Consider the following 16,936-nt stretch of genomic DNA (forward strand, 5'->3'; position numbering starts at 1 on the left):
CCAAACACCGCGCGAAAGGCGACATCGACCGCACCAACCATCGAGCAGAGATCACCGTGATCGTGCTGACAGCAGCAGGCTTGACAACAGACCCCAAACCCTAACTACGCGGCATTGGGGTTAGGGGACCTTGGTGGCTAGTTTTTCGGCTAGGGCCTTGGCGAGGGGGCAGGGGTCGAGGCCGGGGAAGCGGCCGTTGCGGACGTCGACGCCGCCGCCGCCCTTGGCGAACTTCATCGCGACCAGGCAGATCGGGTCGTTGAGGGAGCCGATCTTGTCGGGGACGACCGCGGCGGGTTTGCCGCCGAGAGTGAGCTTCTCGCCGCCGAAGCGGGATGGGTCGATGGTCGAGCCCCAGACCACGCTGACCCGGAAGTATGGGCTCTTGGTGACCGGCGCGGCTGACGGGACCGGCTGGCCGGAGCTGGGGATGACGATGCTGACCATCTCGTCGTTGTAGAACATGCAGCCCGTCTCGATGGCGTCGTCCTTCTTCAGCGCCATCAGTTTCGGCGGGCGGTTCTTCGGATCCCGTTGCGCCTCGGGGATGTCCGGCCAGCCCAGCACCGTGCACGGATCGAACGGGGCGCCGGCGGCCTGCCAGTCCTTGGGCGGGTTCTGCAGGCCCAGGCGGATGGGCTGGCGCTTGACCTTCTCACCGGAGGGCGGGGTCACGCCGGAGTCGGCGGCGTTCTGGCCGGCCGCGGTCGGCGTGCCGGGGATGGACTGGGTGCAGGCGGTCAGCACGAGCAGCGCGGCCAGCAGGGGCAGGAGCTTCTTCATGACAGGGCCGCCTTGGTGACGATCTTGGCCGCGGTCTCGGCCTGCTGGCAGTCGGGGGCGGTCAGCCGGATCACCGGGACCTCCTCGTTGAGGCCGGGGATCGAGGTCTCCTCGGCCTGCACGTTGATCGTGCACTCGCCCTTGCGCTGCTGCACGGTCCCTGGCTTGCCCTCGATCTGCACCGGCTTGTACTGGCCGGGAGTGCGCTGGGCCGCGGCGACCGGGTCGTCGGCGAAGAGGAACCGGACGTCGAAACCGGAGCTGCCCGTCTTGGACCGCACCGGCAGCCGGACCACGCAGGCGTACGGGCTGGGCACCATCAGCTGTGGCTTCTCGCCGCCCTGCGGGAGCAGCTTGGCTAGCTCCTCATATGTCGCGCACGGGTCCTTGCCTGCCAGCGCGATCGCCGGTTCGGTGGCGCCCTCGCTGCGCAGCGGCGGGTTCGACCAGATCGGGGCGAGGGTGGCCAGGTAGTCCTTGCCGAACTCGCAGGCCGGCTTGGGTGGCTGCTTGCTGTCCACGCCGCCGCTGTAGGTGATCCGCAGTGTGATCGCGGACTGCTTGCTGGTCAGGTAGTGCCAGCTGCAGCTGGTGTTGTCCTTGGAGTCGCTGAGGAAGGTCTTGCCACCGATCTCCGCCTTCGCCTCGTCCTGCGCGAAGAACGGGGCGCCGACGTAGGTGTACACCGCGAAGGTGCCCAGGTCGGGCCGTTTCACCCGGGCCACGCACTGGTCAAGGGTCTCCGGCTCCAGCAGCTCGAACTCGCCGCCGAAGACCTTCTTGATCGCCTCGGGATCGTGCAGGGCACAGGTGTCCCAGGTGCGGTACACCGAGTTCTCCGCCAGTCGCTGCCGGGTGCTCTGGTCCATGTCGACCGGCCCGGACTGCGCGGTGGAGGTGGGTTTGGTTGGCGTGGGCGGGGCGCTGGTCCCGGTGCACCCGGAGACCAGCAGCCCCACCACGATCAGGCCTATGACGCTGCGCACGGGCAAAAAGCTAGTCCACTTCGGACAGCCGTGCGGGCCGAACCCCCAGAACGTCAGGCGCGCAGGGTCGCGCCAACCCGTTCGGTGGCCGTGGCCACCGCCGCGTCCCTGGCCACGGTGGCCTCCTCGACGGTGAGCGTGCGGTCCGCGGCGCGCAGCCGCAGCGCGAAGGCCAGCGACCGCTTGCCCGCCCCGACCTGCTCGCCCGCGTACACGTCGAACAGGCGCACGTCCTCCAGCAGTTCGCCGCCACCGTCCCGGACGGCCTCGGTGACCTCGGCCGCGGGCACCGCCTCGTCCACCACCAGGGCCAGGTCCAGCAGCACCGGCGGGTACGGGGAGACCACCGGCGCGGGCCGGGAGGTCAGCAGCGGCAGCGCGTCCAGGTCGATCTCCAGCGCGCAGGCCCGCTTGGGCAGGCCGAGGGCCTCCACCACCTTGGGGTGCAGTTCGCCCGCGTGGCCGACCGGGATGCCGCCGACCCGGAACTCGGCGCAACGGCCCGGGTGCCACGGCGGCTGGGTGCCGGCCACGACCTCCAGCTCCACCCCGGCGGCGCGGCCGATCTCGCGGACCGCGCCCACCGCGTCCGCCCAGTCCGCCTCGCGGCCCTTGCCCCACCAGCCCGCGCGTTCGCGGGACCCGGTGAGCACCGCGGCCACGTGCACCGGCTGGTGCGGGATGGCCGCGTTCAGCGCGGCCAGCTCGTCATCGCTCGGACGACCGGCGACACCGACTTCGGGCATCGCGGGCTGTTCGGCGCGCTTGAGCACGACCTGGCCGATGCCGTACACGGCGAGGTCCTTGAAACCACGGGAGATGTTGCGCTGCACCGCGTCCAGCAGTCCGGCCAGCAGCGTGCTGGCCAGCTCCGGCTTGTCCGCCTCAAGCGGGTTGAGCAGCTTGACCGTGTTACGCCGGATGTCGTCCTCGGCCAGGCCGAGCGCGTCCCACATGGCCGGGCCGGTGAACGGGCTCGGGATGATCTCCACGAACCCGGCGGCGGCCAGTGCGCGGGAGACCGTGCGGCGGCGGCGCTGGACCGGGGTCAGGCCGCGACCCGCGGTGACGGCGGGCAGCGTGGTGGGGATGGTGTGGTATCCCTCCAGCCGCAGCACCTCCTCCACCAGGTCGGCCTGCTGGTTGAGGTCGTTGCGCCAGGTCGGCGGGTAGGCCACCACCACGGCGGTGCCGTCGTCGGCCGAGCCGATCTCGATCCGGCAGCCGATCTGGGTGAGCCGGTGCGCGGTGACGCCGCGGGCGTAGCGCACCCCGGCCACCCGGTCCGGCAGCGCCAGCGGCATGGTGATCGGCTCGGGCAGCGCGGGGCTGCCCACGTCGGTGCGGCCGCGGTGGATCTGGGCGTCGCCGTAGCGGGCGAGCAGCTGCGCGGCGCGTTCGGCGGCCACCGCGGGCAGCGCCGGGTCCACGAACCGCTCGAACCGCTTGGACGCCTCGCTGGGCAGCTTGTGCCTGCGCACCATGCGCGCGATGGTGGCGGGCTGCCAGTTCGCGGCCTCGATCAACACGTCGGTGGTGCTGTCCCTGACCTCGGTGCTCTCCCCGCCCATGGTCCCGGCCAGGCTGATCGGGCCGGAGGTGTCGCAGACCACCAGGTCATCGGTGGTCAGCGGGCGCTCGACGCTGTCCAGGGTGGTCAGCTTCTCACCTTCGGCGGCCCGCCGGACGGTGATGCCGCCCTGCAGCGCGGCCACGTCGAAGGCGTGCAGCGGCTGGCCCATTTCCAGCATCACGTAGTTGGTGACGTCCACCGCGAGCGAGATCGGGCGGATGCCGCAGAGCATCAGCGTGCGGCGCATCCACCACGGGGTCGGCGCGGTCGGGTCCAGGCCGGTGACCCGGCGGGCCACGAACCGGCGGCACCCGGTGCGGTCCTCGATGTGCACCGGCCAGGCCTCGCCCTCGGCCTCCGGCGGCTCGTTGCCGGCCGGGTCGCCGTAGGGCACGTCGAAGGCGTTGGCGATCTCCCTGGCCAGGCCGCGCACGGACAGCGCGTAGCCGCGGTCGGGGGTGACGGCCAGTTCGATCACCGAGTCGTGCAAGCCGAGCACGGTGGCCGCGTCGTCGCCGGGGCTGGCCGAACCGGGCGGCAGCACCAGGATGCCCGCGTGGTCCTCGCCGATGCCCAGTTCTTTGACCGAGCAGATCATGCCGTTGCTGACCCGGCCGTAGGTCTTGCGCGCGGCGATCTGGAAGTCGCCGGGCAGCACCGCGCCGGGCAGCGCGACCACCACGAGGTCGCCCTCGCGGAAGTTGCTGGCGCCGCAGACGATGCCGGGCGGCTCGGTGAGCGCGGCGGCCACCGCGGCCTGCTCGGCGGCCTCTTCCTCGGCGCCGTCGGGGGCTTCCTCAGCCGCGGCGACCGCGGCCGCGCCGACCACGCCGGGGCCGGCGATCTCGACCTTGCAGTAGCGGATCGGCTTCTTGAACTCGGAGAGTTCCTCGATCTGGGCCACGCGGCCGATCACCAGCGGACCGGTCACGGTGGCGAGCGGGTGGACGTCCTCCACCTCCAGGCCGACCCGGACGAAGGCGTCGGCGAGCTGCTGCGGCGTGGTCCCCTCTGGCAGCTCGAGGTGCTGGGACAGCCAGGACACCGGGATACGCACGGGCTCAGGACTCCGTTCCGAAGGGCAGGGTGAAGCGGACATCGCCGTCGGCCATGTCCCGCAGGTCGGAGATCCCGTTGCGGAACTGGAGCGTGCGCTCAAGGCCCATGCCGAAGGCGAAGCCCGAGTAGACGTCGGGGTCGATGCCCGCCGCGCGCAGCACGTTCGGGTTGACCATGCCGCAGCCGCCCCACTCGACCCAGCCGGGCCCGCCCTTCTTCTGCGGGAACCAGACGTCGACCTCGGCGCCGGGCTCGACGAACGGGAAGTAGGAGGGCCGCAGCCGGACCGTGGACTCCTCGCCGATGATGGCGCGGGCGAAGGCGTCCAGGGTGCCCTTGAGGTGGCCCATGGTGATGCCCTTGTCCACCACCAGGCCCTCGACCTGGTGGAAGGCGGCCAGGTGGGTCGCGTCCGGCTCGTCGGTGCGGTACACCCGGCCGGGGCTGACCACGTACACCGGCAGCTCGCGGTCGAGCAGGGTGCGCAGCTGCACCGGGGAGGTGTGCGTGCGCAGCACCAGCCCCGAGTCGGCTGGCCCGACGTAGAAGGTGTCCTGCATGGTGCGGGCCGGGTGGTCCTTGAGGAAGTTCAGCGCGTCGAAGTTGAACCACTCGGACTCGACCTCGGGGCCCTGGGCGACCTCGTAGCCCATGCTCACGAACACATCGGCCACGTACTCGCCGAGGGTGGTGATCGGGTGCCGGGCGCCGGGCGCGACCCGGTCCCAGGGCAGGGTGACGTCGACCGTCTCCTCGCGCAGCACCCGCTCGTCCCGCTCGCGCAGGAGCTGTTCGCGGCGCTCGTCGAAGGCGGTCTGGATCGCGGTGCGGGCCTCGTTGACCCGCTTGCCGGCATCGGCCTTGGCTGCGGGAGGCAGGGCGCCGATCTCGCGGCGCGCGGTCAGCAACGGGGAGCGCTCACCGAGGTGCGCAGGCTTCGCCGCCGCCAGTGCCTCCAGGTCGCCGGCCTCGGCGAAAGCCTTCTCGGCCTGCACGACGGCAGCGGCGAGGGTCTCCGGCGCGAGGGCGGCGACCCCCTTCGGGTCATAGGGGTCGTTTGCTGCGGACATGGGTGAAGAACAGCTCCTAGAGTCCGTACGGTTAGCAGGGCGATCCTAGGCGATGGCCGGATCCGGGGCGCACGCATATCGCGCAACGCGTAACATCCGAGGGCCTTGACGCGCTGTTTCGAGTGCGAGCGCCAGACCCACCTCGCTCCTGCCAACTCCCCATGAGGGCCCACTTGACGCACACCTTCGGTGTCGACCTGCGCGGCGTCATCGACCTGCTGAGCCACCACCTCTACCGCAGCCCCCGCGTCTACCTGCGGGAACTGTTGCAGAACGCGGTGGATGCGATCACCGCCCGCGCGGCGCTCGGCCATGACTTCACCCCATCGGTGCACCTGGAGCCCGCGGTCGATGGCGGGGTGCTCCGGATCACCGACAACGGCATCGGGCTGACCGAGCAGGAGGTGCACAGCCTGCTGGCCACCCTCGGGCGCACCTCCAAGCGCGATGAGCTGGGTTTCGTCCGCACCGGGCTGCTCGGCCAGTTCGGCGTGGGGCTTTTGTCCTGTTTCATGGTGGCCCGGCGGATCCGGGTGATCTCCCGGTCGGCCCGCGGCGGCGCGCAGGTGGTGTGGACGGCCGAGGCCAGCGGCGACTACCGGGTGGAGACGGTGGCCGAGCCGACCATCGGCATCGGCACCGTGCTGGAGCTGGAGCCGGGCCCGGACGCCGCGCACTGGCTGGACGGGGACCTGGTCCGGGCGCTGGCCCGCGAGTTCGGCGAACTGCTGCCGGTGCCGGTGACCGTGGCCGGGGCGCCAGGAGACGGCCGGATCAGCCGGGAGGCGCTGCCCTGGACGCCGCGGCCGGGTGAGACCGCGACCGAACACCGGGAGCGGCTGCTCGACTACTGCGGACAAACCCTCGGTTTCACCCCATTCGACGTGCTGCCACTCGATGTGCCCGCCGCCGGGCTCACCGGCGCGGCTTTCGTGCTGCCCGCGGGCACCCATCCGGGGGTGCGCCAAGCCCATCGGGTGTACCTGCGCCGGATGCTGGTCGGCGACGGGGTGGAGGGGCTGCTGCCGGAATGGGCCTACTTCGTGCGCTGCGTGGTCAACACCACCGCGCTGCGGCCCACCGCCAGCCGCGAGGCGCTGTATGAGGACGAGACGCTGCTGGCGGTGCGCGAGGCGCTGGGCAAGCAGCTGCGGGACTGGGTGATCCGGCTGGGCGCCACCGAACCGGCCAGGGCGGGCGCGCTGCTGTCCGCGCACCAGCTGGGCATCAAGGCGATGGCGCTCACCGACGACGACCTGCTCCGGCTGGTGGAGCGCTGGCTGCCGTTCGAGACCACCGAGGGCGTGGTCAGCCTGCGCCAGTTCCGCCGCAAGTACGGCACCGTGCTGTTCACCCCGGACGTGGACGAGTTCCGCCAGCTCGCCGCGGTCGCCGAGGCGCAGGGCCTCGGCCTGGTCAACGCGGGCTACGCCTACGACACCGACCTGATGCGCAGGCTGGTGGAGACCGAGGGCCGGGTGGCCGCCCGCCGGGTGCTGCCCAGTGAGCTGCTGGCCAGCCTGGGCGCGCCCGATCCCGAGGTGGAACAGGAACTGCTGGCCGCGGTGGACCGGGCGGACGCGGTGCTCGCCCGGCACGACTGCGAGCCGGTGCTCTGCGATTTCGACCCGATCTCGCTGCCCGCGCTGCTGATCACCGACCCGGAGCTGAGCCGGGAGGCCGAGACCGAGCAGTTGCGCGCCGAAGCCGATCCGCTGTGGGCCGACCTGCTGGGACAGTTGTCCGGCACGGCCTCCGGCGCCACCCACCGGCTGGTGCTCAACTGCCGCAACCCCCTGGTGCGGCGGATCGGCACGGTCGGACCGGACCTGGCCCGGCTGGCCATCGAATCGTTGTACGTGCACGCGCTGCTCCAGTCCCGCAGGCCGTTGCGCCCCAAGGACACCGCCGCGCTGAACCGGTCCTTCCTGGACCTGCTCGACCGCGCCGTGCACAGCGACACCTGACATCGGAGAGGACTGGGGTGACCGAGGAGCAGGCGCCGGCCCGGATGCTGGCCACCGCCGAGCACATGCCGGCCGGGTTACCGCGCTATGAGGCCCTGGAGCGGGCCGCGCGCGGGGCCGACGCGGCCAGGGACGTGCGGCTGGGGCTACGGGTGCGGCTGGCGATGATCCGGCTCTGCCACGAGCTGCGCCGCTCCGACCTGATGCTGGCCCCCTTCGCCTGGGCGGTGGCCGCCGAACGGCGCGAACCCGCCGCCTTCGACGCGGCCGCGCTGCACCAGCTGCGGTGGATGCACAAGTGGGTGGTCAACGGGCTCATCTGCGACCCCCGGTTCAGCCTGGACCAGGTGCGGGCGGCCCTGGACGAGCTGGCCACCCGGTTCCAGCGGGAGGGCGCCTCGCCGCAGCCGGTGCTCGGCCTGCGGGTGCGACTGGCCGATCAGCGCGGGCACGCCGAGGCCGAGGAGCTGTTCCCGTCCTGGCTGGGCGCTCCCGGCGACCAGCTCAGCGACTGCGCGGCCTGCGTGGTCGGCGCGCAGGTGGAGTTCCTGGTCGGGCACGGGCGGTTCGCCGAGGCCCTGGCGCACGCCGATCCGGTGCTGCGTCAGGAAAGCGCCTGCTCGATGCAACCGGCGGGGGTGCTCAGCAGCCTGCTCGGCGCGTTTCTGCGGGCAGGCGAGCCTGCCAGGGCGCGGCAGGCGCACCTGATGGCCTACCGCCGGTTGCGGGACCGGCCCGGCGACGGCGCGGCGCTGGCCGCGAACCTGGAGTTCCTGGCCGTCACCGGCAACGCCGAACGCGGCCTGGAACTCCTCGAACGGCATGCCAGTCTGCTCACCGAGTTACCGAACCCGTTGGCGCGCCTGGGTTTCCTCGGCGCGGCGGCGCTGGTGCTCAGCCGCGTCGCCCCGGACCGCCCGGTCTCGACCGGACCGCGCCGGGTGGCCGCGGGGGCGCTGCGGGCCGAACTGGAGGCCGAGGCAGGCAGCCTGGCCGAGGCATTCGACCGGCGCAACGGCGCGGTGTGGCTGATGCGCAGGCTGGCCGAGTTCCTGGAACAGCCCGACGGGCCACGGGTGACCCTGGCGCTGCCGCCCGCGGAGGTGGCCGAACCCGTTGTGCCACCGGAGGATCCGCGCACGGTGGCGGCGGCCGCGGTGGACGCCTTCGACGCGGGCGACTTCGTCACCGGGCACCGGCTGCTGACCTCGTTACCGCGCGCGGTCGAGCTGCCCAGGGTGCTGGCGCTGCGGGTGCGCGCCCGGCGGATGTTCGAGACCCGGCCGCAACCGTCCGAGGCCCGCACAGTCTTCGCCGAGGCGGTGGCCGCCTTCGCCGAACTGGGCGAGCACGAACTGGCGGTGCGGCACCGGTGCGGGCTGGCCATGCTGGAACTACGCGCGCACGCCGACCACCGGGCCGGTGCGGTGGCCGAGCAAGCGGTGCGGGACGCGGTGCTGCTGGGTGATCCGGAACTGGAGGTCGGCGCCCGGCTGGTGCTGGCCGAGGTGTGCCAGGAACGCGGGCTGAGCGAACCCGCCGCCGCCCAGCTCGACGCGGCCAGGGACCTGGTCACCGGGCGGGCCCGGCGACTGGCCACCCGGCTCGCGGTGCGCGAGGCCGAGCAGTTCATGCTCGCCGGGGACCAGAAGTCCGCCCTGGATGCCCTGATCACCACGCTGACCATCGACAGCGCGCCCGCGGACCGGTTCAGCGCGCTGGTGGCCCGCGCCCGGCTGTGCAAGGACCTGGGCGAGCACGAGGACACCGTGGCCGCCTACGGCGAACTGGCCGCCTTCGCCACCGCCGCGGACGGCCCGTGGACCGCCGAGGCACTCCTGGAACAGGCCGCGATGCTGGTCGAACTGGACCTGGAGGTCGACCGGCTGCCCGATCTGGTGGACGCGGTCGCCGCCTGCCGCCGCCACCTGGGCGCCACCGCCACCGCGCAGGCCTGCTTCCTGCTCAGCGGCGCCTACCTGGAACTGGACCGGTACGTGGAGGCCGCGGAAACCCTGGAGGAGGCGCTGCGGCTGGTGGAGGGCAAGGACCAGCGCAGCACCGAACTGCCGGTGCGGCACCGGCTCGGCGCGGTCTGCGGCGTGCTCGGCGAACACGAGGCCGCCGAGGAACACCTGCTGGCCGCGCTGGACCTGGTGCCGCCGGAGAACCGGCTACACCGGGCCCAGGTGCTGGCCAACCTGGCCGCCGCCTACACCAACCTGGAGCGGGTCGAACCCACCCGCGCCGCCTACTGGGAGTCCGCGGAGATCCTGTGCACCGCGGGCCGGGCCGAGCCCGCCGCCCGGATGTTGTTGCGGCTGGCCAATTCCATCGGCGCCCAGGACCAGGAAGCCGCGCTGGCCGCGCTGAGTCGGGCCACCGAACTGGCCGTGGACGCCGATGAGGAACTGAACGCCGAACTCATCGCCGGTCGCGCCTTCGTGCTGGCCCTGCACGGCCGCTACGCCGAATCGCTGACCGACAACGCCGAGGCGGAACGGCTCGCGGTCCGGCTCGGCGATGTGCTGTGGCAGGTCTACCTGGTCAACCGCGCCGCCCAGATCCACCTGTTGCAGGGTGATCCGCGGCTGAGCGAGAGCGAGGCAAGGCGGGCGGCGGCGCTGCTGCCAGAGGACGCCCCGCACGCCGATGTGGCCGGGGTGCTCAAGGCCCTCAGCGACGCGCTCACCGAACAGCACCGCACGGTGGAACGGGATCCGCTGGCACAGGAGTTGCTTTCCCGCCTTTGACGGCAATTCTGCGACCGAACGCACCAATCCGGAATTCATGATCACGGCCTACCCTGAATTCAGGGAATTCCTCCGAGGGGGCCGCAGATGACACGTTTCCTCAACCTGGCCATGGCCGTCGCCCTGACGTTCACCGCGCTCGCCGCGGCGCCCGCCCCGGCCGCGCAGGCCGCCCCGGACTGGCGCTGTGAGCAGCGGAGTTTCAGCTCGCCGCCGCCGGTGACCGGGGGCACCGGCTGGGGCCACGGCTTTATCGGCAGAAGTGCCACCGGCACCTCCGTGCACTACTGGCTGATGGAAAAGATCCACGCGGGCGCCGGCAGCGTCGAATACCGGTTCGATTCCGCCTTCCAGATCATCTGCAACCCCTTCGTCACGCCGACTCCCACGACCCTGACCCCGGTGGCGGCCACCGGCCAACCGCCCTGCACCTCGCCGGGGAACTACGCCGAGATCGTCGACGGCAAGATCGTGGACCGGCAGCTGATCGGCGCCAAGACCAGTGTCACCAAGTACACGATCGGCACCACCCCCGTCTGGATCACCCACAACTACCGGTACTGGCACAGCATGCGCCAGGACAGCCCCGGCGTGTGGCGGTGGCACGACAGCTCGGTGGCACGGTGCTCGCTCACCTAGGCGCGACCAGGCACGGGTTGAACAGCTCGCGCACGTAGATCCGCGCGCCGGACCGCAGGTGGATGAGATAGTCCTTGCCCACACAAGGTTCCAGCCCCGAGCGCGGCGGCCAGTGCGCGGTGAACCGGCCCAGCGCCTCCCGCCCGGCGGCCAGCCGGTTCCCGGTGAGGTGCCGCCCCAGCGGCCGCTCCCCCGGCGGGATCAACGCGTCCGCCTCCTGCCGCGGCAACAGCACCAGGTTGATGCTGACCACCTGCTCGGCGGGCGTGAGCAACCTGCTGTGCCGGTGCACGTACCCACCGCCGCGCGCGGTGCGCAGCTTCTCCCGCAGTGGCGCCGGGACCGAGTTCGCGGTGTGCGTCTCCTGCCGGTCCACCACCGCGGTCAGCGGCGCGCGGAGCAGGGCTTCCAGCAGTGCGGTGGTCGAGCCGTCGGCGGCGAGCAGCATCCGGGTGGTGGCGGGCAGGTCGGACAGGTCGCCGAGGGGCACCGGCATCGGGACGGCCTCCAGTCGGGGGCAGGGTTTCCCGTTTCATACTCCCGAAAACACCGGGCGCGAACAGTGACCTGGCGAGCAGAACTACCGATCGGCGGCAAACGATCGCCCAGCGGTTCCGGGCGTGCGCCCCGCTACCGGGCGGTACGGCGCTGAGCGCGGGCGCTGGCGTAGAGGCAGACCGCGGCGGCGGTGGCCAGGTTGAGGCTTTCCGCGGCGCCGTGAATAGGCACCTTGAGCACGGTGTCGGCGGCGGCCAGCACCTCGGAGGGCACGCCGTGCGCCTCACTGCCGAACAGCCAGGCGGTGGGTGCGGCCAGCTCGCCGCGGTCCTCGGCGGCGTCCAGGTCGGCGTCGGTGTTGCCGTCGGCGGCGACCAGGCGCAGCTCCGCCGCCGCGCATGCCTGGAGAACCGTTGCGGTGTCCCGGGATCGGGCGATGGGCAGGTGGAAGACACTGCCGGTGGAGGCGCGCACGCACTTGCCGTTGTGCACGTCCACGGTGTCGCCCGCGAAGATCACCGCGTCCGCGCCCGCCGCGTCGGCGACCCGGACCACGGTGCCCGCGTTGCCGGGGTCGGCGATGCCGACGAGCACCGCGACCAGCTTCGGGCTACCGGCCAGGGCGTCGGCCAAGGACACCTCGACCTGGTCGCAGACGGCGATGACGCCCTGCGGGGTGACCGTCTCGGACAGGCCCTCGGCGGCCCGTTCGGTGATCTCGCTGACCCGGATCCCGGCCGCGCCCGCGGCGTGCAGGAGGTCCTGGTTGCGACCGGCCGCGACCTCGGTGACGAACAGCTCGTGCACCTGGCCACGTCCATCGGCCGCCCAGGCCAGTGCCTCGCGCACGGCCTGCGCGCCCTCGGCGAGGAACCGGTCGGCCCGGTCCCGGCCCTGGCGGCGGGTCAGCTGGCGAGCAGCAGCGACCCGGGGCGTCCGTTCGGTCAGGACGGCCCCGGGCCGGGTGCTGCTGGTGCTGTTCGCCTGCTGGCGGCTCAGGAGGCCGCCGCGTTCCGGTCGGCGGGCAGAGCCTCGCGCGCGACCTCGACGAGGGCCTCGAAGGCCGCCGCGTCGCTGACGGCCAGCTCGGCCAGGATCTTGCGGTCCACCTCGACGCCGGCCAGGTTCAGGCCCTGGATGAAGCGGTTGTAGGTGATCCCGTTCGCACGGGCGGCCGCGTTGATGCGCGTGATCCACAGCTTGCGGAAGTCACCCTTGCGGGCACGGCGGTCCCGGTAGGCGTAGTTGAGCGAGTGGAGCACCTGCTCCTTCGCCTTGCGGTACATCCGCGAGCGCTGACCGCGGTAGCCGCTGGCCTGCTCCAGAATCGTACGGCGCTTCTTCTGGGCGTTCACTGCCCGCTTGACGCGTGCCACGGGTACATCCTGTCAATCAAGTGAGACCGGAGTGGGTCGGTCTCAGGTGGAAAAGTCGGTCTGGGGTGGCCAGCTCAGATGCCGAGCAGGCGCTTGAGGCGCGGAGCGTCCTTCTTGGACACGACCTCGGCGCCCTCAAGACGGCGGGTCAGCGTGGAGCTCTTGCGCTCCAGCTTGTGGCGGCGACCCGTCTTCTCACGCATCAGCTTGCCGCTGCCGGTCACCTTGATGCGCTTCGAGGTCCCTTTGTGGGTCTTCTGCTTGGGCATGTCCGTCCTCGTTTGGGGTGCTTGCGCCACCGCAGGGGCGGCGCGGGGTCAGCCGGTTCCCACCGGGGGAACCGGCCCGCGGCGCGGGCGAGGGTGCCCGCACTGCTCGCAGTACGCGGGGAGTTACTCCGCCGCCACGTCCTGCTCGGTCTCCGCGTCCTTGGTTGCGGTACGCGGCTTCACGTTCTTGTGCGGAGCCAGAAACATGATCATGTTCCGGCCGTCCTGCTTGGGGCTGGACTCAACGACACCCAGATCGGCGACGTCCTCCGCGAGGCGCTGCAGCAGGCGGTAGCCCAGCTCGGGCCGGGACTGCTCACGACCACGGAACATGATGGTCACCTTGACCTTGTGTCCCTGGTTGAGGAAGCGGACGATGTGTCCCTTCTTCGTGTCGTAATCGTGAGAGTCGATCTTCGGCCGGAGCTTCTGCTCCTTGATGACCGTCATCTGCTGGTTGCGACGGGACTCGCGGGCCTTCTGCGCGCTCTCGTACTTGAACTTGCCGTAGTCCATGAGCTTGCAGACCGGCGGTCGTGCCTGTGGGGCGACCTCGACGAGGTCAAGGTCCGCTTCCTCGGCAAGTCGCAGCGCGTCCTCGATGCGGACGATGCCGACCTGCTCACCCGCGGGTCCGACCAGACGGACCTCGGGCACCCGGATGCGGTCGTTGATGCGTGTTTCGGAGCTGATGGGGCCTCCTCGGTTTGGCGGTAGCTCTCGCGCACCGCGACAGGAAGAACCCCGTTACAACAACGAGGCCCCGGCGCAGTGTTCCGCGCGCGGGGCCCGCTCAACTCCGATCTCGCGATCACCGCCGTCACCGGCGAAGATCGCGCACGGGTAGTCTGACCTGGGTCGACTACCTGACCGGACCCGGACACCTCAAGCGGTGACTCGGGTGGGAGCGGGGCTCCACTTGCCGCCCCCACGTGCGCAGGGGCTGGTCGCTCGTGGAATCGTACCAGGGGTGAGCACGTCCCACCCAATCGAGGGGCCCGACCCCGTCCGCGCCCTGTCCGATGTCCCCAGCATCGAGGTCATCAGCCGCGCGGCCGTGATGCTGATGTCCGCCGCCGCCGAGAAACTCGGCCTGGCCGACCCCGACCCCACCGAAAGCGACCGGCTCGACCTGGACGAGGCGCGGCGGCTGATCACCGCGCTGGCCGGGTTGATCACGGCGTCGGTGGAGTACCTGGGGGTGCACGCGGCGCCGCTGCGGGATGGGCTGCAGGCGTTGCAGAAGGCGTTCCGGGAGGCTTCGGTGGTGCCGGACGAGCCGGGGCAGGGGCCGGGCGAGAAGTACACGGGGCCGGTTTACTGACGAGCTACTTCGTCCGAGACAGGTTGTCCACTTGCAGGGCGATCGGGAAGGGAACTGGTCGTTCCAGGACGCTACGAAAGATGCCGGCCGGGGCGTAAGCACCGGCTGGCGTGTCCAGCTCGTAGACGTGTACGACCGGAAGCTTCGCCTCATTCTCGACAATCCAGTAGTGCGGAATGCCAGCCTGGGCGTACTTGCGGAACTTGACCGTACGGTCGCGATGCTGGGATTCCGGCGACACGACCTCGATGGCCAGCAGGGTATCGGACGGGGAAACCCAGCTGCGCTCCTCGTCAATTGGCCCTTTGGTGACCACCAAGTCGGGCTCTGGTCGACTGCGCTTGTCCAGTCGAACCGTCATCTCCTGATAAACCCAGACATCAACCGGAGCCTGCGCTCTGAGTCTCGACTGAAGGCTGAAGATCACGTTGGCGTGCCAGATCAGGTGCGGTGACATCATGAAGACGAGGGCTCCGTCGATCAACTCGGTGTGCCTCGGCGCCTCGGGTAGACGATCGAGGTCGTCCGCGTACCAGCCCTCGGCACGCGGCGGGCGCATCCAGTCCGGCAGTGCGGTCATGTCGTCGACGCTATCCGCATCTCGCTCCACACCCCTATTGAACATGGCTTTTCCCCGCTTGTAACCCCAGGAGCCAAAGTTTCTCCGGCTGGCTTTTTGCCACGATCCCGTAGGTCCCTCCAAACCAGGTAAACCCGGCTTGACGGAGACACCCGGGGCAAATTGCCACCCAGCCGTGATCTGGCAGCACCACTTGATTTTCATCCGGTCGAGCTACGAGAGCAGCCTGTTCAGATCCAAGGTGCTCGGGAAGGGCACCGGGCGATCCAGGGTGCCGCGGAAGATGCCGGCCGGAGCGTAGGCACCGGTCGGCTTGTCCAGCTCGTACGCGTGCACGACCGGCGCGGAACCTTCCTTGTCGACGATCCAGTAGTGCGGGATGCCCGCCTCGGCGTACTTGCGCAGCTTGACCGTGCGATCCCGGAGCGCGGACTCCGGCAACACGACCTCGACCACGAGTAGCACGTCCGCTGGCGCGAACCAGCTGAGGTCGGGGTCGAATGGCGCGGTGTTCACGACGATGTCGGCTTCCGGGCGGTTGCGCCGGTCCAGCCGGATGGTCATCCCGCTGTCCGCCTCGGCGCCGGGCGGCGCCTGTGCGGCGAGAGCATCCCTGAGTCCGGAGATCATCCGGCTGTGCCAGATGGTCTGGGGCACCAGGCGGAACACCAAGACACCGTCGATCAGTTCGGTGTGCGCGGGCGCCTCGGGGAGATTGTCGAGGTCGTCCGCGTACCAGCCCTCGGCACGCGGTGGACGCATCCAGTCCGGCAGGGTGTTCAGGTCGTCACGGTCCAACTTTTCCAGTCTCCAGTCGTAATTCCAGTCGGCGCCACCTGATTTTCGTCCGGTCGAGCTACGCGAGCAGCCCGTTCAGATCCACGGTGATCGGGAAGGGCACCGGTAGCTTCAGGGTGCCGCGGAAGATGCCGACCAGGACGTAGGCGCCGGTCGGCCTGTCCAGCTCGTAGGCGTGCACCACCGGCGCGACGCCTTCCCGGTCGATGATCCAGTAGTGCGGGATGCCCGCCTCGGCGTACTTGCGGAGCTTGACCGTCCGATCCCGGAGCGCGGACTCCGGCAACACCACCTCGACCACCAGCAACACGTCCGCTGGCGCGAACCAGGTGCGGTCGGGCTCGGCTGGCGTGACGTGCACGAGGATGTCGGCTTCCGGGCGGTTGTGCCGGTCCAGCCGGATGGTCATGCAGTGCAGCGCCGTGCTGCCGGGCGGGGCCTGTGTCGCGAGGGCAAGCGTGAGCCCGGAGACCACCGCGCTGTGCCAGATGGTCTGGGGCACCAGGCGGAACACCAGTGCCCCGTCGATCAGTTCGATGTGCTTGGGTGCGTCCGGCAGGTGGTCCAGGTCATCCGTGTACCAGCCCTCGGCACGCGGCGGGTACATCCACTCCGGCAGCTCGTCCAGGTCCTCAGCGTTCACTCGTTCCCTTCTCCAGTCGTAATCCCAGCCGCCGCAACTCCGCGCGCGCCAGCAGTTCGGTCGCCTCCCGGTCCCCCGACCGCCACGCCCCCACCAGGTCCACCCCCGGCTTGGCCAGCGTGTGCAGCGGCAGGTTGGCCAGCCCGCGCAACGCCAGCAGGTCCACGTGCGCCTCCCCCAGCCTGGTCAGCCGCCGGGCCGCCGTGGCCTGCCGGATAAACCTCATTCGCAGCGGCAACCAGGACACCAACAACAGGGACACCGGCACCAGGACCAGCAGCAGGCTCAGCCACAGCGCGGTCGAGTCGACCGCGGACATCTGCTTGTTGCCCGCGTCCACCAGCCGGTCGGCCACCGCCGAACCCCGGCCCAGTGCCGCCGCCAGTTCATCCCCCACCAGCGGCAGTCGCCCGGCCTGAGCCGCGGCCGAGGCGGACAGCTCGCGCAGCGAACCGCCCGCCTCGACCAGCTCGACGCCGGGCGCTCGTAGTTTGCTGACCAGGTCGTAGAGATCCAGGGCCAGCCAGATGCTGACGGTGATGATCACCAGGGCGCCGAGGTCGGCCATCAACTGGGCCGCGCGGCGGGCCTGGTGGTCGGCGTAGAGCTTCACCCCCT

At 70.9% G+C, this 16,936-nt stretch carries 17 protein-coding genes; 4 read left to right on the forward strand and 13 right to left on the reverse strand.

The window, feature by feature from the left end:
* Positions 1-120: 120 nt before the first annotated feature.
* From ACTOWY_RS40950 to pheS, 4 genes are read right to left on the reverse strand one after another with little or no spacing between them, the layout of a single operon-like run.
* Positions 121-783, reverse strand: coding sequence for a DUF3558 family protein (locus ACTOWY_RS40950; RefSeq protein WP_441314978.1), 663 nt, complete (start codon positions 781-783; stop codon positions 121-123).
* A complete protein-coding gene (locus tag ACTOWY_RS40955) occupies positions 780-1,769 on the reverse strand; it encodes a hypothetical protein (protein WP_441314979.1) in 990 nt (329 codons plus the stop codon). The genes ACTOWY_RS40950 and ACTOWY_RS40955 overlap by 4 nt, the downstream gene beginning before the upstream one ends.
* Before the next feature lie 53 nt (positions 1,770-1,822).
* The gene (pheT, locus tag ACTOWY_RS40960) at positions 1,823-4,399 is read right to left on the reverse strand and encodes a phenylalanine--tRNA ligase subunit beta (protein ID WP_441314980.1); all 2,577 of its coding nucleotides are present in this window, start codon (positions 4,397-4,399) and stop codon (positions 1,823-1,825) included.
* Between the two features lie 4 nt (positions 4,400-4,403).
* Positions 4,404-5,471: a phenylalanine--tRNA ligase subunit alpha gene (pheS, locus tag ACTOWY_RS40965; protein ID WP_247758313.1), complete on the reverse strand. Its 1,068-nt coding sequence runs from the start codon at positions 5,469-5,471 to the stop codon at positions 4,404-4,406.
* Positions 5,472-5,632: 161 nt separating this feature from the next.
* Between pheS and ACTOWY_RS40970 the strand changes: the two genes are divergently transcribed.
* The 3 genes from ACTOWY_RS40970 to ACTOWY_RS40980 all read left to right on the forward strand — a co-directional run bounded on the left by ACTOWY_RS40970 (position 5,633) and on the right by ACTOWY_RS40980 (position 10,830).
* Positions 5,633-7,438, forward strand: coding sequence for an HSP90 family protein (locus ACTOWY_RS40970; RefSeq protein WP_441314981.1), 1,806 nt, complete (start codon positions 5,633-5,635; stop codon positions 7,436-7,438).
* 17 nt (positions 7,439-7,455) lie between these two features.
* Complete coding sequence (locus ACTOWY_RS40975) at positions 7,456-10,191, forward strand: hypothetical protein (RefSeq protein WP_441314982.1); 2,736 nt, start codon at positions 7,456-7,458, stop codon at positions 10,189-10,191.
* An 87-nt stretch (positions 10,192-10,278) separates the two neighbouring features.
* Positions 10,279-10,830, forward strand: a complete 552-nt coding sequence (locus tag ACTOWY_RS40980; RefSeq protein WP_441314983.1) for a hypothetical protein — start codon at positions 10,279-10,281, stop codon at positions 10,828-10,830.
* Here ACTOWY_RS40980 and ACTOWY_RS40985 read toward each other — a convergent pair.
* The 5 genes from ACTOWY_RS40985 to infC form a co-directional block, all read right to left on the reverse strand.
* The gene (locus ACTOWY_RS40985; RefSeq protein WP_247758317.1) at positions 10,823-11,326 is read right to left on the reverse strand and encodes a hypothetical protein; all 504 of its coding nucleotides are present in this window, start codon (positions 11,324-11,326) and stop codon (positions 10,823-10,825) included. The two genes, ACTOWY_RS40980 and ACTOWY_RS40985, sit on opposite strands and share 8 nt — an antisense overlap.
* 134 nt (positions 11,327-11,460) lie before the next feature.
* Positions 11,461-12,327 carry a TrmH family RNA methyltransferase gene (locus ACTOWY_RS40990; protein ID WP_441315029.1) on the reverse strand — a complete coding sequence of 289 codons (867 nt, stop codon included), beginning with the start codon at positions 12,325-12,327 and terminating at the stop codon, positions 11,461-11,463.
* Entirely contained in the window at positions 12,324-12,704 is a 381-nt protein-coding gene (gene rplT, locus ACTOWY_RS40995) for a 50S ribosomal protein L20 (protein WP_247758318.1), read from the reverse strand. Before rplT ends, ACTOWY_RS40990 begins: the two co-directional genes overlap by 4 nt.
* Before the next feature lie 74 nt (positions 12,705-12,778).
* Entirely contained in the window at positions 12,779-12,973 is a 195-nt protein-coding gene (rpmI, locus tag ACTOWY_RS41000; protein ID WP_247758319.1) for a 50S ribosomal protein L35, read from the reverse strand.
* A gap of 123 nt (positions 12,974-13,096) precedes the next feature.
* Entirely contained in the window at positions 13,097-13,666 is a 570-nt protein-coding gene (infC, locus tag ACTOWY_RS41005) for a translation initiation factor IF-3 (RefSeq protein ID WP_441315030.1), read from the reverse strand.
* A gap of 277 nt (positions 13,667-13,943) precedes the next feature.
* Here infC and ACTOWY_RS41010 point away from each other — a divergent pair, with 277 nt between their 5' ends.
* Positions 13,944-14,297 (forward strand): DUF1844 domain-containing protein, encoded by a 354-nt coding sequence (locus tag ACTOWY_RS41010; protein ID WP_441314984.1) that lies wholly within the window; start codon positions 13,944-13,946, stop codon positions 14,295-14,297.
* Positions 14,298-14,301: 4 nt separating this feature from the next.
* On the opposite strand, the gene ACTOWY_RS41015 is transcribed toward ACTOWY_RS41010, so the two are convergent.
* From ACTOWY_RS41015 to ACTOWY_RS41030, 4 genes are all read right to left on the reverse strand, one after another.
* The gene (locus ACTOWY_RS41015; protein ID WP_441314985.1) at positions 14,302-14,877 is read right to left on the reverse strand and encodes a Uma2 family endonuclease; all 576 of its coding nucleotides are present in this window, start codon (positions 14,875-14,877) and stop codon (positions 14,302-14,304) included.
* Between the two features lie 213 nt (positions 14,878-15,090).
* Positions 15,091-15,675 carry a Uma2 family endonuclease gene (locus ACTOWY_RS41020; protein WP_441314986.1) on the reverse strand — a complete coding sequence of 195 codons (585 nt, stop codon included), beginning with the start codon at positions 15,673-15,675 and terminating at the stop codon, positions 15,091-15,093.
* A gap of 58 nt (positions 15,676-15,733) precedes the next feature.
* Positions 15,734-16,318 carry a Uma2 family endonuclease gene (locus ACTOWY_RS41025; RefSeq protein WP_441314987.1) on the reverse strand — a complete coding sequence of 195 codons (585 nt, stop codon included), beginning with the start codon at positions 16,316-16,318 and terminating at the stop codon, positions 15,734-15,736.
* Positions 16,308-16,931: a hypothetical protein gene (locus ACTOWY_RS41030; protein ID WP_441314988.1), complete on the reverse strand. Its 624-nt coding sequence runs from the start codon at positions 16,929-16,931 to the stop codon at positions 16,308-16,310. The genes ACTOWY_RS41025 and ACTOWY_RS41030 overlap by 11 nt, the downstream gene beginning before the upstream one ends.
* Positions 16,932-16,936 lie beyond the last annotated feature (5 nt).

Source organism: Crossiella sp. CA198 (genome assembly GCF_052078295.1).
Taxonomy (GTDB): Bacteria; Actinomycetota; Actinomycetes; order Mycobacteriales; family Pseudonocardiaceae; genus Crossiella.

Bases quoted from the DNA above. Each gene is read 5' to 3' on its own strand.
- ACTOWY_RS40950 (WP_441314978.1), bottom strand. From the start codon at position 783: ATGAAGAAGCTCCTGCCCCTGCTGGCCGCGCTGCTCGTGCTGACCGCC.
- ACTOWY_RS40970 (WP_441314981.1), top strand. From the start codon at position 5,633: ATGAGGGCCCACTTGACGCACACCTTCGGTGTCGACCTGCGCGGCGTC.
- pheS (WP_247758313.1), bottom strand. From the start codon at position 5,471: ATGTCCGCAGCAAACGACCCCTATGACCCGAAGGGGGTCGCCGCCCTC.
- ACTOWY_RS41015 (WP_441314985.1), bottom strand. From the start codon at position 14,877: ATGACCGCACTGCCGGACTGGATGCGCCCGCCGCGTGCCGAGGGCTGG.
- rpmI (WP_247758319.1), bottom strand. From the start codon at position 12,973: ATGCCCAAGCAGAAGACCCACAAAGGGACCTCGAAGCGCATCAAGGTG.
- ACTOWY_RS40985 (WP_247758317.1), bottom strand. From the start codon at position 11,326: ATGCCGGTGCCCCTCGGCGACCTGTCCGACCTGCCCGCCACCACCCGG.
- ACTOWY_RS40980 (WP_441314983.1), top strand. From the start codon at position 10,279: ATGACACGTTTCCTCAACCTGGCCATGGCCGTCGCCCTGACGTTCACC.